The following is a 201-nucleotide window of genomic DNA, read 5'->3' on the forward strand; positions in this document are numbered from 1 at the left end:
GCTTTAGGTGTGTCCACAATGGCGTTCAACCTGAACGGTTTCAACTTCAACCAGTCAATCATCGACTCTACCGGTCGCGTGATCAATACTTGGGCTGATGTGTTAAACCGCGCTAACCTGGGTATGGAAGTAATGCACGAGCGCAACGCTCACAACTTCCCCTTAGACTTAGCTTCTGGTGAATCTGCTCCTGTGGCTTTG

1 pseudogene is annotated in these 201 nt (G+C 49.8%); it reads left to right on the top strand.

Features of this window, described 5'->3' with window-relative positions:
- Window positions 1-201: pseudogene (locus PL8927_RS27785) on the top strand (photosystem II q(b) protein); the annotation flags it as partial.

The organism is Planktothrix serta PCC 8927 (assembly GCF_900010725.2).
GTDB lineage: Bacteria > Cyanobacteriota > Cyanobacteriia > Cyanobacteriales > Microcoleaceae > Planktothrix > Planktothrix serta.